The organism is Pseudoalteromonas sp. GABNS16E (genome assembly GCF_028598715.1).
Lineage (GTDB): Bacteria > Pseudomonadota > Gammaproteobacteria > Enterobacterales > Alteromonadaceae > Pseudoalteromonas > Pseudoalteromonas atlantica.
Genome location: NZ_JAQREZ010000032.1, coordinates 1 through 15,032, shown reverse-complemented (window position 1 = coordinate 15,032; position 15,032 = coordinate 1). Strand labels below are relative to the sequence as shown.

The following is a 15,032-nucleotide window of genomic DNA, read 5'->3' as shown; positions in this document are numbered from 1 at the left end:
GGGGCCTTGGATGAGCGATTTTATTATTTTTAGTATTGATGTATTTGCGAGTATTTTTATTGTTGCATTAGGATTAATTGTACTTACCGTTATTGTTTTCTATTTTCGTGATATTACTCAAACAAAGCATGCAATTAGGCGAAATTACCCGGTTATTGGCCGCTTTAGGTACTTTTTTGAGCGCCAAGGCGAGTTTTTTAGGCAGTACTTTTTTGCCCTCGATAGAGAAGAAATGCCGTTTAACCGAGCAGAGCGCAGCTGGGTGTATCGTGCTGCAAAAGATGTCGATCGTACCGCTGCATTTGGCTCCACGCAAAGCTTAGAGGTAACAGGTACAGTGATGTTTATGAACTGTGCTTTTCCTACCTTAGATGAAGAGGCGTTGGACCCAAGTAATGTAACTTTAGGCCCTTATTGTAAAACGCCGTACACCACTAACTCCTTGTTTAATATATCGGGAATGAGCTTCGGCGCGCTCTCAAAACCGGCTGTTAGAGCGTTATCAAAAGGGGCAAAATTGGCCGGCTGCTGGATGAATACCGGCGAAGGCGGGTTAAGCCCTTATCACTTAGAGGGCGGAGCCGATTTGGTGTTTCAAATTGGTACGGCTAAATATGGTGTGCGCGACGAGCTTGGAAATTTAAGTATTGATAAACTTAAAGAAATTGCGGCGCATAAAAACGTAAAAATGTTTGAGCTTAAATTAAGCCAAGGCGCCAAACCAGGTAAAGGCGGTATGTTACCAGGTAAAAAGGTTAATGCTGAAATTGCTAAAATAAGGGGCATCCCTGAGGGTAAAGATTCAATTAGCCCAAATGGGCACCCAGAGATCAAAAAGCCAAGCGACATATTAGATATGATTGCCACAGTGCGAAACGCCACAGGCAAACCTACCGGCTTTAAAGCCGTTATTGGTGATTACACATGGCTAGAAACGCTATTTGCAGAAATAAACCACCGCGGGCTTGAATCAGCACCGGATTTTATCACTATTGATAGTGCCGATGGCGGTACGGGCGCAGCGCCACAACCCTTATTAGATTCGGTAGGTTTACCGCTGCGCGAAAGCTTACCGCTGGTTGTTAATATGCTTGAAAAACACGGCTTAACAGGGCGGGTTAAAGTCATTGTTTCGGGTAAGTTAATTGTACCCTCTAAGGTGGCATGGGCGCTTGCTTTGGGTGCCGATTTTGTTGTTTCTGCGCGTGGTCATATGTTTGCGTTAGGCTGTATACAGGCCATGCAATGTAATAAAGACACCTGCCCAACCGGTGTAACTACCCATAACGAGCGGCTACAGCGTGGTTTAAATGTTGCAGATAAAGCTCAGCGGGTTGCCAATTATAATAAATATATTCATTACGGCGCTGGCTTAATTGCCCACTCATGTGGTGTAACGAGTGCGCGGGAATTAAGGCGTAAACACGTGCGTATAGTGCAAGAAAGTGGGCTGTCGGAGCCGCTCGATAAAATTTACGAAAACTACCAATAACGGTATTAGTATAAAAAAGGCGCTTTAGCGCCTTTTTTAATTTAGTTGGCTTACTAATAAACTAAAAAAGGCATCTTTGTTGTCGCAGCTTTTGGCATTTAAAATAAGTTGCTCACCTAAGCTCAGCGTTTGTTTTTGTACTGCAAGGCGCGTATTTTCATCTTCAATGCTGTCAATATCTACCACATGCGCGAGCCCTATGGTGCGCCTAATTAGTTCTGTTCCACAATAGCCTATGGCGTCTTGTAATACGGTTTTCATAAAGTACTGTGGGTAGCCCTCGGTATTAAGGGTGCGATCTGTGCTTTGGTTGGCAATTAAAGCTAACCATTGTTGCTCAAATAAATTATAGCTTTCAACAATGCAGCTAAGTAAATGCGTTTGATAGTTTCGTCGTGCTACAAACTCTTCAATATGCCCTGCTTGTGCGCAGTAATTTAATAGTAAATTGCCAATAAAAGAGCCTATATCAAAGCCAACAGGGCCAAAAAAGCCAAACTCGGGGTCAATCACTTTAGTGGTATTGGTATCTACAAAAATACTGCCGCTGTGCATATCGCCGTGCAGCAATGTTTGCGGGTTAGATAAAAAATTAGCTTTTAATTTCGCAACTTCTAACTTAAGTGCCGTGTTATCACGCAAAGCGTGTACATGTGCAGTAAGTTGCTCGTCAAAGTGATTGCGTTCGTGATCTGTATACGGATCGCTAAAAAATAAATCTTCTGTAATTTGGCAAAGCTCAGGGTTAGTAAATTGCTGTACTAGGGCCTTTTTATGCTGGGCGGTTAGGTAAAAATCTGAATTATAAAACCCGGTATGGCTTAAATACGTAGCTACGTGCTCGGCTAACTTAGGAAATTGCTCCGCGTTATTTTGCGCGGTGCGCAATATTTTTAAGTGACCTAAATCTTCTAAAATAGTAAGTGCGTAAGCTTGGTTATAGTGCAGTACTTTAGCGGTGTTTTGTGGGCAAATAGCGCCATGGTTAAGTAACACTTGCGCCTCAATACGGGCTCTATCAAGCGTGAGCGGCCATGATTCACCTACACAACGAGCATAAGGCAGTGCTTGCTTTAAAATAATGCTGTTATGGTGCTCATCGCTAATTCTAAATACTAAATTAAGGTTACCGTCACCAAATTCGTAAGCAGTTAAGTGTGCGCCAGCATTAAAAAAATCATACTGCTTAGAGTCAATTAGCGAATTTACATATTCAATTGCGCGCTGCGCATCAAACGCGACATAGTTAGCCATAGTGAGTTCTCAAATAACCTTTTTGGGCATTCTATACCTTTAAATGTTTAGATGTCTACAAGTCTAACTTGAGAGTTATTCAAACTGATGTAAAATACCCTTACGCATTTTATTTAAGCAGCCTCACCATGCAAAACCTAATCGCAAGCAGTTTAAAATATGAAAACGGCATATTAAGTGTGCTTGACCAGTATTTACTTCCTCATCAGCAGGTATGGCACGAATGCCATAGTGTTGAGACGATGAAGGTGCTGATCATCAGTTTAAAAATTCGTGGCGCACCATTAATAGGCTTAGGTGCGAGTTTGCTGGTTGCTCATTTAGCGCAGCAGGGGACAACTCAAGCGGCGCTTGCAAAAGCAATTGATGAGCTTGAAGCCACAAGGCCAACCGCTGTTAATTTAATGCATTGTATGGCTACATTAAGAGAGGCCCTTAAAAGCGATGATTTTGTAGCAGCAGTGGTGTGCAGCGCAGAGCGTCTTTTTATTGAAGACATTGCCCTATGTGAGCGCATGGCAACGCGCGGAGCTGAGCTTATAAACAGCGGCGACAATATTTTAACCCATTGTAATACTGGCGCATTAGCGACTGCTGGTATTGGTACAGCATTAGGCGTTATTTACAAAGCGCAGCAACAACACGGCAATATACATGTGTGGGTTGATGAAACGCGGCCCTTGTTGCAAGGCGGGCGTTTAACCGCGTTCGAACTTGAGCGCTGGCAAGTACCGTATACGCTTATTTGCGATAATATGGCAGCAAGCTTAATGGCCGCAGGCAAGGTAGATAAAATAGTGGTAGGCGCCGATCGTATTGCTGCTAATGGCGACTTTGCTAATAAAGTGGGAACTTATAATTTAGCTGTATTGGCCCATTTTCATGATATTCCTTTTTATGTTGTCGCGCCTTTAACTACGCTTGATACACAAACAGCTCACGGTAGCGATATAGCAATAGAGCAGCGAAATAGCGCAGAGGTACGCGGCGTAAGTGGCAGTTTTGGTGAGGCGCTGTGGGCACCCACTAATGCCAATGTGTATAATCCCGCATTTGATGTAACACCTGCAAAACTAATAACAGCTTGGGTGTTAGATACCGGTGTTTACAATAAAAGTGATGTAGAGAGTGGCGCGTTAGTTAAAATTAACCAAGTAGAATACGGCTAAATTCAGATAAAAACTCAGATGTGTCATTAAGATAGTTGGGGTATGCTTTTTCTATTGACTTTAGGTCATTCCCTGCTACCAAAAGCACATTATTATGGGTTTGTTTCTCCTGCTCGGCATAGTGTGTTAGTGCTTCTTGTTTTTTATTAGCTGCATATAGAAACACTCGACCCATTTGAGTTTCTGTATTGTGAACTAATAAAGCAAAGCCTGTATCTTTGGATTTGTTTTTAATCTCATCAACCTGAAATGCGCGATTGAATGCATCAAGCTTTTGAAAGGCAGCTAGCTTTTTGTTTAGTGAAGCAAGTTCCTCGATATAGTTTTGAGATTCTTCTTTACTTAGACTATTTGATCCATCTTTAACCGCAAGAAATTCCCCCATGATAAAAAATAAACGTTTCCAGTCCGTGTCGGCTGCTTGGGGATTAGTTTTTAAGGTTTCTTTTTCTATGATATCAACTATTTCAACTGTGGTAGCCCATAAGTGCTGAAGTTTAGTGCGTAGCTGAACTTCAATTTGAAAGCCTTTATAATCATGAGACTCTAAATTGTTATAGCTTTTATAAACACGATGGATCCCCCTGTAGCCTGTTGATTTAGGCTTATTTATATAGTCATATGATTTAACACCATGTACTGTCCTACTTGAATCTAAGCTCTTATTTAATCGATATAAATGATCAAGGTTATCTAAAATAACCCTACAACCACCAATATCATGCATTCGTTTTAGGTTAATTGCATTTTCACTTTTTCCATCTAGCGATGTTCTTTGTAGCTTATCGATGATAGTAGGCAAGCGTTTCAAGCGTCTAACGATTGTTGCTGATTCAAGCAAATGAAGCTTTTTAACATGCTTCCAGACTAAGTTTTTAATTATTGTAAGTGGGTATAAATGCGCTGCCCGATAATTTTGAATAACTTCAGTAGCAAAATCAAAGTCACCTTCATTTTTACGAAAAATACGCCCAGCCTTTTCAACTTGCTTACGTGAGTAGGCCAGTTGTTGTTTAGACTTTTGATACTGTTCATTAACCATAAAGCACTCGTTATTAGTGTTACTACTAAAATAATATTACAGAGTTAAACGTTTTAAGTCATTAAGCAAGTTTAATGTGAATACTTAATTAGCTATTTGAATGCTGTTAAAAATTTAAAACCACCTCTTATTACGGGAGCAACGGAAACTGCTTCGCAATTTCAGACTCGGTGCTTTTTGCAACCCAGCCCTCGGTATTATTAAATAATCGAATGGCGGTAAATTCTGGGTCGCTCCCCATATCAAACCAATGTGGGGTAAGAGTTGGGACCGAAATTAAGTCACCTTGCTGGCATAATACTTGGTAAATTTTGGCATCAATATGCAGGCAAAATAACCCTTGGCCTTTTACAAAAAAACGAACTTCGTCTTCACTATGAGTGTGCTCAAATAAAAACTTTTCTCGCATTTGTGCCGCTGCAGGATTACCTTTTGCAAGTGAAATAACATCCACCGTTTGGTAGCCATTTTGCGCTTTTAAGCGTGCTATATCATTTTTATACGCTGCAATAATTTGCTCATTTGTGGTGTGCTCATTAATGGGTGCGGTTGCTTGCCATTGTTCAAAACGTACATTTACCTTTGCTAATTGCTGAGTAATTTCGCTTAAATCGCGGGTATTTACCAGCGCATTACTTGGATTGTTGTTAGCATAAATTGTTAATTGGCTCATGCAAATTGCTCCAATTTAACTGTGCTGAAGTCATGTACGTATGGGTGCGCGCTATGTGCTTGGCCATCACGTATTAAGTGCAAGGTTTTAAGCCCTGCGGCTTTGGCTGCATCAAGCTCATCTGCAACATCACTTAAAAACAAGATTTCGTTAGCACTAAAAGGGAGCTGGTTAACTATAGTGTTATAGGCTGCTTGCTCTTGCTTTGCGCCGACTTTGGTATCAAAAAAATCATTAAACAGGGGGCGAATATCGCCATAGTCACTGTATTTAAAGAGTAACTGCTGCGCCCTTACCGAGCCTGATGAATACACATAGAGTGCGGTACCTTGAGCGTGCTGAGCTTGTAAAAACTCAAACGCATCTGCGTATAGGTGGCCTTTAAAATCACCGTGCTCGTAGCCCGTTTGCCAAATTAGCCCTTGTATTTGCTTTAAAGGGGTAATTTTTTTATCTTCTTCAATCCACTTTAGTAACACGCTAATGACATTTTCTATATCGGCATCTGGCTCATTAATAATGGCTTTAACAGCCGCTATTTGCTCAGCGACATGGGGTTTATTTTCGTTTAAGCGCATAAACGTTGCTAGTTGTTTAGCTGCATACGGAAACAGCACCTCTTTTACAAATGAGATACGTGTTATGGTGCCTTCAATATCAGTTAAAATTGCTTTTATCATTATAGCTGTGCCCCAATACCTTCTATTTTTAACCGTTCCAGCTCGCAACTAAATAAAAATTCTAACCCTTCTAAATGGCGAAGTGCTTGCTTGTAATTACGCCCTACTACATAAACGCCATGCCCACGAATTAACACTGCATGCTCAATGGCTGTATGTAAGTGGTGATCGCTAAGCAGCAAGCTTAAGCGGTCTATGTCTTGGTCGTTTTCAAAAATAGGAATGCTGAGCGTATCTAAATGCGAGGTTACCCCACTGAGTGACTTTTGCATTTCGTAACCGCTTAAATTTAATGCATGGCTTTTAATTACACGCGATAGTACGGTGGCTGCTACTGAGTGAGTATGCAGCACCACGTTTGCGTGCGGAATAAGCTTATACATGCCTAGGTGCAGTTGCGTTTCGGCCGATGGGTTGCCAGCACCTTTAGTGCGATTACCTTGATGATCAAGCTCAATGAATGTGTGTGTACCGAGTTGACCTTTATCAAAGCCGCTAGCGGTAACCACATACCCTGTTGCGGTGCGCGCCGAAAAATTTCCGCCGGTGGCGGGAACCCACCCTTTTTGACTGATCCATTTTCCGGCTTCAATAAGTTGCGAAATAGCGGTATTGTTGTGCATACATTCCTCACCAATGAGTGTAATACCAATGCGTAATAATACTTAATGCATTTGAGGCGCTAAACCAAACGCGAGCTGCGTTTTTGCTACCTCAAAATAGCTCAGTTAATTAAGCAAATTGATATAAAGCTATTTAATTTTAGACGGCTATACTTCTGTTTTAAGCAATGATAGCATCGCTTTAAGCGCAAAACCATCATTAAGGGCCTGTCGTGTTTGAAAGTAAATTACCAAATTTAAGTGTTAGTATATTTAGCCAAATGAGTGGCTTGGCAAGTCAGCATTCGGCAATAAATTTATCGCAGGGTTTTCCTGAGTTTGATGCGCCAGAACTACTGAAAAACCAGCTAAATTTTTATGTTCAGCAAGGGGTTAATCAATACTCGCCATCCAGTGGTGTGCCCCGTTTACAGCAACAAATAGCAAATTTAGTTTCGCGTAAATACGCGGCTAATATTGATGCAGCTGAGCAAGTTACGGTAACGTCGGGCGCCACCGAAGCATTATTTGTGGCTATTCAAACTATAGTACGCCCCGATGATGAAGTCATTGTGTTTGACCCCGCTTATGACTCTTACCAGCCTGCCATTGAGCTTGCTGGCGGTAAAACAGTTCATATTGCATTGCATGCCCCCGATTATGCTATTGATTGGCAAACTGTTCGCAGTGCAGTGAGCAAAAACACGCGCGCTATAATTATTAATACGCCACACAATCCAAGCGGAAAAATACTTAAAAGCCATGATATAGACGCGCTTAAATCGTTAGTAAGCGACCACGATTTATATGTAATAAGTGATGAAGTTTACGAACATATTACCTTTGATGGCGATAAGCACTTAAGCATGCTTTGTGATGAGCAGCTACGTGAAAAAAGCTTTGTTATATCAAGCTTTGGCAAAACGTTTCACAGTACCGGCTGGAAAATGGGGTACTGTATTGCGCCTGCACCGCTCGCTACTGAATTTAGAAAAATACACCAGTACGTTACTTTTTCAAGTTTTACACCAGCACAACACGCATTGGCCGACATGCTTGAACAACAAGGCGAGCATGTCGATGAGCTGAGTAATTTTTATCAGCAAAAGCGCGACTTACTGACACAGCACTTAAGTGACAGCCGTTTTAATATTTTACCAAGCCAAGGTACGTACTTTTTATTGCTCGATTACAGTGAGGTGTCTGATCTTAATGATGTAGATTTTTGCCACTGGTTGGTAGAGCAAGCTGGGGTTGCTGCTATTCCTTTAAGTGTGTTTTATAAGCAACCTTCAAATGATAAAGTGATTCGACTGTGTTTTGCTAAAAACGATGAAACCTTAATAGAGGCCGCGCAAATATTATGTCAACTTTAACGCTTACACTCGTTCAAAGTGCGCTGCATTGGCTTGATAAAGACGCCAATTTAGCCATGTTTGATAAAAAATTAGCAGCGATGAGCGCTCAACCTGATTTAATTTTACTACCCGAAACCTTCGCCACAGGCTTTGCTATTAATCTTGATTGCGCAGAGCCCGAAAATGGCAAAGTGCTGAGCTGGCTAAAAACCCAAGCACATAAACATAAAGCCGTTATTGCAGGTTCGGTTTTGGTTGCTCAAGGCGATAAAAAAGCGAATCGCTTTTATTGGGTGACCCCAAGTGGTGAGGTAAATTATTACGATAAACGTCATTTATTTCGCTTAGGCAGTGAGGGCGATTACGTTGTCGCAGGGCAAGCGCGTAAAACGTTTGAAATTAACGGTTTTAAGTTACTGCCGCAAGTGTGTTACGACTTGCGCTTTCCGGTTTTTCAGCGCAACAATAATGATTACGATGTAATGATAAACGTTGCAAACTGGCCTGCAGTTCGTCGTCATATTTGGGATACGCTATTAATGGCGCGCGCTATGGAAAACCTATGTTATGTAGTAGCCGTTAACCGTGTTGGCGACGATGGCAATGGTGTTGCGCACAATGGCGGCACGGCTGTGTACGACTTTAAAGGCGATACACTCGCCAAAGCAAAAGACAATTCACAAGAGTTACTTACCGTAACACTTGAAAAAGCACCGCTTGATGATTTTAAAGCCTCGTTTCCTGCTTATTTAGATGCCGACGCGTTTACCTTAGTATAAATCGCTAAGCATTAGCGCCTAGCCAATAAAGTGCTAAAATAGCCGCTGATATGTTTATTGGCGGCTTTATGAATACAACCCTTATTACACCGGTAATTTTAGCCGGCGGCATTGGCACACGGTTATGGCCGCTTTCTCGCCAAGCTATGCCTAAGCAATTTTTACCTCTGCTTGATAGCAAACACTCACTATTACAAAGTACGTTAGCGCGTGTATCGGGCAAGGGGTTTGCAAAGCCAATACTTGTTTGTAACGAACAGCACCGCTTTATTGCTGCTGAGCAAAGTGCACAGGCCGCTCCTCATGCACTTTTGTTAGAGCCGCAGGGTAAAAATACCGCGCCGGCTATTGCGCTAGCAGCACACTACGCTTTACAGCAAGGCATAACAGGGCCAATACTGGTGATACCTGCCGATCATCATATATCCAACTTTACTGAGCTCACCCTTAAATTAAACGATGCAATTGAATTAGCCCAGCAAGGTATGTTGGTCACGTTTTCAATTACACCAACACAGCCCCACACTGGGTTTGGCTACATTAAGCAAGGTAGTAAAATAGTAGGCTCAAATTGCTATAAAGTGGCTGAATTTAAAGAGAAGCCAAGCTTGGCTACCGCTGAGCATTATTTAACTCAAGGCGGTTATAGCTGGAATAGCGGCATGTTTTTATTTACACCGCAAGCCTATTTAAATGAACTAGAACGCTTTGCCCCAAAAATTGCACACAGTGTAAGTGAGGCGGCTAATTTCTCTGACGATTTAGGGTTTACAAGGCCGGTAAGTGAGTCACTTAAAAACTGCCCAAGTGACTCTATCGATTACGCCATTTTAGAGCGCAGTAATAATGTAGCAGTGCTGCCTGTTGCTCTTAATTGGAGTGATGTAGGCAGCTTTAGTGCCTTGGCTAGCCTTATTAAAAAAGATGCACATGGCAATAATGAAAACGACAGCCATAGCGCGCAAAATAGTACTAATAATTTTGTTTTAAGCGAAGACGATCACAGCGTTGCTACCCTTGGGGTTAGCGACTTAGCTATTATTCATACCCACGATGCCACCCTCGTTGCCAATAAAAACAAGCTCGATGGTCTGCCTTTATTGCTCAAGCAATTAGCGATTAGCCAAAGCGATAAACTCAATCACCATCAGGTTGTGTATCGGCCATGGGGTAATTACCGCACTTTGGTTGAAGGTGGTGGTTTTAAAGTTAAAAAAATAACCGTAAACAGCGCTGCTAAACTTTCAACGCAGCGTCATCAGCATCGTGCAGAGCATTGGGTAGTGGTATCGGGTATTGCTGATGTTCGGATTGATGAGCAATTGCTAACTCTAAGCCACGACCAATCTTGCTACATTGCAGCAAAACAAATACACAGCTTAGCGAACAATCAAAAAGAGCCGCTAATTGTCATTGAAGTACAAACTGGCGCCGTACTAGATGAAAGTGACATAGAGCGTTTTGATGATAAGTATGGAAGAGAGTAAACAGCTTAATCTGCAATTGAAAAGCCCATTAACTCAACTGCCCGCGCACGTACTTTAAGTATTGTTCTAGGCTTCGCTGCCATAGCTCTAACGCCTCATCTAGCAGGTTGTTATGGGGTTTGTTATCAAGCAGGCGGCGCTCTATTTTTTTAAGCTCAATACCGTAACGGTTAAAGCCTAATTGCAGCGCGGTGCTTGCTTGGCGGTGCAATAATTTAATGCACTGCTCTGGTTGCTGGTCAATAAGTTCTTGGCATCGGGTTAGTTTAGTCCGTGCTGAGAGTACAAATTCATTGTAAATCGACGACACTTCATCCTCACTAAATGAGCTGGTTAGCGTTTCTGCTGCGGTTTCGTCGTATAAGGTGTCTACTAGCTCTACAGCTATATTTGCAGTTTGATTGGACTGTGAATCACTCAGTGCTTGGCGAAGCTTTTGCTGCTTAATTGGTTTGCCTACTATGTCTTTTATTCCCAGAGCTAAGTATTCTTTTACCTCATCAGGGCTTAAGCTTGCTGTAAAGGCCAGTACGGGCGTGCGCTGGTTTTTATGCTCCAACCGCTGCAAACGTTTTAATACTTCTTGGCCGGTAAAGTCTGGCAGGTTCATATCCAGTAAAATAACGTCAAAGTGATGCGTTTGCAGCAGTTCAATAGCGCTTTTTCCATCTTTGGCGAGCTTTATTTTATGCTCATCTTCGGCCATAAATTCAATGGCAATTTTTTGATTTAAGTCTAAATCTTCGACTAGCAGTACTTCAAGGCCGGTTAAGTAGTCTTTGTTTTGATGTCGCTGCTCTACCAAACTAAGCTCCCCTAGCGTAAAGGTGGTGGTAAAGCTAAATACGCTACCAGTGCCTAATTGACTGGTTATTTCTAAGCGGCTGCCTAGCTTTTCTAGTAAGCGGCTGGTGATGGCAAGCCCAAGGCCGGTGCCGCCTTTTTCTTTGCCGGCGCTACTTTGTACATAGGGTTCGGTTAAGTAGGCTATTTCGTCTTTTTCGATACCAGGGCCTGAGTCTTTAACGCTAATTTTTATGGTGTGCTCAAGCTGCCTGTCGCTTATTAAATCAACCTGAATTTTTACTATACCGTGGTCGGTAAACTTAATGGCGTTACCAACAAGGTTAATAATAATTTGCCTCAATTTTTGCTGATCGCAGTAGTAACAGGCTTGTTCAGGGATATTACATACCAGTTCAAATTTAAGTTGTTTTTGCTCCGCTAATGGGCTGAGCAATAAACATAAATTGTTTAACCAGGTTTTAAATTCAATGTCTTCTTCGTAAAGTGCTTCATCACTTTGATCTAGGCTTGCGTAGTCGAGCACTTTATCAACCAGTAAATTTAATGACTCGGCTGAATTAATGATGGCCTCACAATAGGCTTTATTGCGGGTGTCGGTACTTTGGTTCATAACCAATTGGGCGCTGCCTAATATGCCATTAAGGGGGGTGCGAATTTCATGGCTAATAGTTGATAAAAACAGGCCTCTAATTTCTAAATCTTTTTGGGCTTTGTCGGCCAGCTTGTTAAGGTTTTTTTCTCTGCGTTCATTACACAAAAGCGCCATACCGGCGGCATAAAACATAGGTGCAATAACGCCATTTAAAAACAGTAAGCTGCTAAACCATGGGCTTTGCAATAGCAGGGGTTGTTCAATATTAACCATAAATAGTGAGCGGCTAATAAAGCTCAGGCCAACTAAAGTTAATATTAAAATGTAAACAATGGTGCCATTTGGGTAGGTTTTTCGGGCATATTTAATAAATAAAAACAGCAAAAAAGTGGCTTCTGCAATGTGCTGTACATCCGAGACGTAAATACGCTCGCGTAAAGAAGGGTCAATAAAAGAATAATACCCCAACATTACGGCGCTAAACGCGGTAAAGGAGCACAGTAGCTTAAAGCCAATACCCCGATAATCTAAAAATTGGCATATAGCCAAGCTGTGCACAATTGATGCGCCAAACATCATACTGCTGGCAATACTAATCACAATAAGGTTGTGCGTTTTGCCAATAAGCGTAAAGCCAATTACTGCGCCTAGTAATAAAACCGGGTAAAAAATATAAAGCAGAGTACCTGGGGTACTTTTGTTGGTACGCCATGTTAAAAAGTTAAGAAGGGTCATTACAATAATAACGGCAATGCTGGCAAAAAAGAGGGTAAATGAGTCGAGCATAGAGGTTCCAGCAATGGGTACTTTAAATAGAGTAATAAAAAGCGATTAATTTAACAAGCATGCAGCATAAACAAAAACAGGCACCATAAGTGCCTGTTTTTAAATTACGAAATTGATTAACGAATTTCGTCTGGAATGTTTTGTTGAGCCCAAGATAGTAGCTCAATACGGTTACGACATTTAGTTTTTCTAAATGCGCTGTATAAATGTGTTTTAACTGTGTGCGGGCTGATGCTTAAATCTTCAGCAATTTCTTTGTTTTTAGAACCCTTACTCATTAACGAGATTATTGCCTTTTCTCGTTTAGTGAGTTTAATTGGCTCTATGTCGCCTTCGGTCAGCTTGTGTAGTGCGTCTTTATTAAACTGCAGCATGCGGTTTAATGCATTACACATAATGTCACGTCTGTACCAAAGCTGATCCTCTAAAAGTAAGCGAATACCTTTCATTAATACATCAGCGTTATCTGTCGTATAAAACACGCCACGAATACCGCTCAACAGCGCGCGGTTAGCGAGCTCTGGGTTTTCGTCTAGGTTAAATAATACGATATCGCACTTGGTGCGCAGGTTAACTAGCTGTTCTTTTAGTTTACCCCATGCATCGTTACTTGATGTTTCAATGAACAGTAATCGAGTCCCTTCTGGTACATCTAAAATATTTGTACCCGTGGTTACGTCAAGGCCTTGCGTTTTTAACAAAGGTTCTAAAACGTTAATGCCAATGGTGTTAATTGGCTCTTGATCTAATAACAAAAAGGCTGAACTGCTCATGTTTTTATACTCTTTTTATAAAGCTGACTAGTTAAGTTTATCACGACTTCCACACCTTTTGTATTAGAAAGTCGGGTTTCGCCTTGTGAACAAGTACGATTTTACGATTATTTAAACATAAAATGTTGCAAATAAGTAATTATTTTTCACTTTATATACATGATAAACCATAACATTTGTAACTAGCTAAACACTAATAATTCCAGTGAATTTTTATTATTAAATTTTTAATTTTTTAGCTTCTTGATACGGAGGCCAGCCCATTTCTTTGCCTGCAAGCATATGTAAATGTATGTGATACACGGTTTGCCCGCCGTGTTTATTGCAGTTCATTACTACTCTGTAGCCATCGTCACTAAAGTTAAATTGCTTGGCTAATTTAGCAGCAACCTCGTATAAATTTCCAACTAAATGTGAGTTTTCGCTATTAATATCATTGATAGTGGCAATTGCTTTTTTTGGAATAATTAACACATGAAAAGGGGCTTGCGGGTTTATATCTTTAAATGCAAGGGTGGTGTCGTCTTCGTAAATAATGTCGGCGGGAATTTCGCGGTTAATAATTTTTGTAAATATTGTTTCTGTGCTCATAATCGTTTCAGTGTAAGGGTTGAATTTAAAGTCACTAATGACAAATTTTGTTTGCAGTGTCAAACTCAAAACAAATAAAGGAGTTTTTATGCGTAAACCAATGTTAATAACTGCAGCTGCGGCACTATTGATGAGTATGTCAGTAAGTGCCGGAAATATTCACTTTCCTGAAGAGTTAGTGCCTTTACAAGTCGGCGAAAGAGTGATTGAAAGCTCTCTATTTAGCCGCGTTGACGACATTGAACTTGCCCCTGGGTCTTATCGATTAAAATTAAAATACACCGATTTATACGAGCTAGGCTTTGACGACCATGAGGTAATAGAGTCTGAACCGTTTTGGGTAGATATTACTATTGACGATAACAAAGACTACGACATGGTGTTTAATCGTGCCGATAACGCGGTATCAGCGAAAATATTTGCTGAGGCACCACAGGTAAGTTTAAAAGCAAAGGGCGCGTCTGTGGCACAGCCGCTTAGTGTTATTTCAAATACACAGCTTGCAAGTCAAAAGCCTGCTTTACAAAATACGGTGCCAGCGGGTCCAACGCGTCCAAGCCAACCTATAAAGCCTATTGCGCCTATTAATGGCAAAGGCATGCCAAGTGCACCGCAAATGCTAGAATTTTGGTGGCAGCAAGCCACGATTGCTGAGCGAAAGGCCTTTTTAGAAAAGGTAACGAACCAAGGCGCTGAATAATAAACTTATCTCAGCTACTAATTTTAAGCGCTAACTGCGCTGAGCTTAGTTACAGTTTTTAGTTTGAGAAAATTACAGTATTAAAAAAGGCCGATAAATCGGCCTTTTTTAATGGTTTTGCTGTCTTGTCCTGAAATGTGTTTACACATTTAGGACTTATTTTATGAAAACCACTAAAACTAAAGACGTTAAGCGTACTCAGCGAGATTATACATTAGGCTTTAAATTATCTATTGTTGAGCAAGTA

Annotated in this window: 14 protein-coding genes; 6 read left to right on the top strand and 8 right to left on the bottom strand. The window is 41.2% G+C overall.

The features are described from left to right. Positions 1 to 10: 10 nt before the first annotated feature. The gene (locus PSI06_RS13315) at positions 11 to 1,492 is read left to right on the top strand and encodes an FMN-binding glutamate synthase family protein (protein ID WP_004587481.1); all 1,482 of its coding nucleotides are present in this window, start codon (positions 11 to 13) and stop codon (positions 1,490 to 1,492) included. A gap of 36 nt (positions 1,493 to 1,528) precedes the next feature. Here PSI06_RS13315 and mtnK read toward each other — a convergent pair whose 3' ends face one another. Beyond that, on the bottom strand, positions 1,529 to 2,746 hold the full coding sequence (mtnK, locus tag PSI06_RS13310) for an S-methyl-5-thioribose kinase (protein ID WP_273603975.1): 1,218 nt from the start codon (positions 2,744 to 2,746) through the stop codon (positions 1,529 to 1,531). A gap of 128 nt (positions 2,747 to 2,874) precedes the next feature. Between mtnK and mtnA the strand changes: the two genes are divergently transcribed. Further along, on the top strand, positions 2,875 to 3,915 hold the full coding sequence (gene mtnA / locus PSI06_RS13305; RefSeq protein WP_273603976.1) for an S-methyl-5-thioribose-1-phosphate isomerase: 1,041 nt from the start codon (positions 2,875 to 2,877) through the stop codon (positions 3,913 to 3,915). On the opposite strand, the gene PSI06_RS13300 is transcribed toward mtnA, so the two are convergent. The 4 genes from PSI06_RS13300 to PSI06_RS13285 all read right to left on the bottom strand — a co-directional run bounded on the left by PSI06_RS13300 (position 3,893) and on the right by PSI06_RS13285 (position 6,933). Beyond that, complete coding sequence (locus tag PSI06_RS13300; RefSeq protein WP_004587484.1) at positions 3,893 to 4,957, bottom strand: RelA/SpoT domain-containing protein; 1,065 nt, start codon at positions 4,955 to 4,957, stop codon at positions 3,893 to 3,895. The two genes, mtnA and PSI06_RS13300, sit on opposite strands and share 23 nt — an antisense overlap. A gap of 130 nt (positions 4,958 to 5,087) precedes the next feature. Next, positions 5,088 to 5,630, bottom strand: coding sequence for a 1,2-dihydroxy-3-keto-5-methylthiopentene dioxygenase (locus PSI06_RS13295; RefSeq protein ID WP_273603977.1), 543 nt, complete (start codon positions 5,628 to 5,630; stop codon positions 5,088 to 5,090). Then, positions 5,627 to 6,310 carry an acireductone synthase gene (gene mtnC / locus PSI06_RS13290; RefSeq protein ID WP_248463019.1) on the bottom strand — a complete coding sequence of 228 codons (684 nt, stop codon included), beginning with the start codon at positions 6,308 to 6,310 and terminating at the stop codon, positions 5,627 to 5,629. The genes PSI06_RS13295 and mtnC overlap by 4 nt, the downstream gene beginning before the upstream one ends. After that, a complete protein-coding gene (locus tag PSI06_RS13285) occupies positions 6,310 to 6,933 on the bottom strand; it encodes a methylthioribulose 1-phosphate dehydratase (protein ID WP_273603978.1) in 624 nt (207 codons plus the stop codon). Before PSI06_RS13285 ends, mtnC begins: the two co-directional genes overlap by 1 nt. A 212-nt stretch (positions 6,934 to 7,145) precedes the next feature. On the opposite strand from PSI06_RS13285, the gene PSI06_RS13280 reads away from it, so the two are divergent. The 3 genes from PSI06_RS13280 to PSI06_RS13270 all read left to right on the top strand — a co-directional run bounded on the left by PSI06_RS13280 (position 7,146) and on the right by PSI06_RS13270 (position 10,536). Continuing rightward, positions 7,146 to 8,288: a methionine aminotransferase gene (locus PSI06_RS13280; RefSeq protein ID WP_273603979.1), complete on the top strand. Its 1,143-nt coding sequence runs from the start codon at positions 7,146 to 7,148 to the stop codon at positions 8,286 to 8,288. After that, on the top strand, positions 8,276 to 9,049 hold the full coding sequence (locus PSI06_RS13275) for an amidohydrolase (RefSeq protein ID WP_273603980.1): 774 nt from the start codon (positions 8,276 to 8,278) through the stop codon (positions 9,047 to 9,049). Before PSI06_RS13280 ends, PSI06_RS13275 begins: the two co-directional genes overlap by 13 nt. Before the next feature lie 68 nt (positions 9,050 to 9,117). Further along, a complete protein-coding gene (locus PSI06_RS13270; RefSeq protein ID WP_273603981.1) occupies positions 9,118 to 10,536 on the top strand; it encodes a mannose-1-phosphate guanylyltransferase/mannose-6-phosphate isomerase in 1,419 nt (472 codons plus the stop codon). Between the two features lie 28 nt (positions 10,537 to 10,564). Here PSI06_RS13270 and PSI06_RS13265 read toward each other — a convergent pair whose 3' ends face one another. The 3 genes from PSI06_RS13265 to PSI06_RS13255 form a co-directional block, all read right to left on the bottom strand. Beyond that, positions 10,565 to 12,721 (bottom strand): ATP-binding protein, encoded by a 2,157-nt coding sequence (locus PSI06_RS13265; protein ID WP_248452283.1) that lies wholly within the window; start codon positions 12,719 to 12,721, stop codon positions 10,565 to 10,567. A gap of 116 nt (positions 12,722 to 12,837) precedes the next feature. Beyond that, on the bottom strand, positions 12,838 to 13,494 hold the full coding sequence (locus PSI06_RS13260) for a helix-turn-helix transcriptional regulator (RefSeq protein ID WP_004587492.1): 657 nt from the start codon (positions 13,492 to 13,494) through the stop codon (positions 12,838 to 12,840). A 219-nt stretch (positions 13,495 to 13,713) separates the two neighbouring features. Continuing rightward, positions 13,714 to 14,085, bottom strand: coding sequence for a histidine triad nucleotide-binding protein (locus tag PSI06_RS13255; RefSeq protein ID WP_004587493.1), 372 nt, complete (start codon positions 14,083 to 14,085; stop codon positions 13,714 to 13,716). Positions 14,086 to 14,173: 88 nt separating this feature from the next. Between PSI06_RS13255 and PSI06_RS13250 the strand changes: the two genes are divergently transcribed. After that, on the top strand, positions 14,174 to 14,785 hold the full coding sequence (locus PSI06_RS13250) for a DUF2057 domain-containing protein (RefSeq protein ID WP_029772876.1): 612 nt from the start codon (positions 14,174 to 14,176) through the stop codon (positions 14,783 to 14,785). The last annotated feature ends 247 nt before the right edge of the window (positions 14,786 to 15,032 follow it).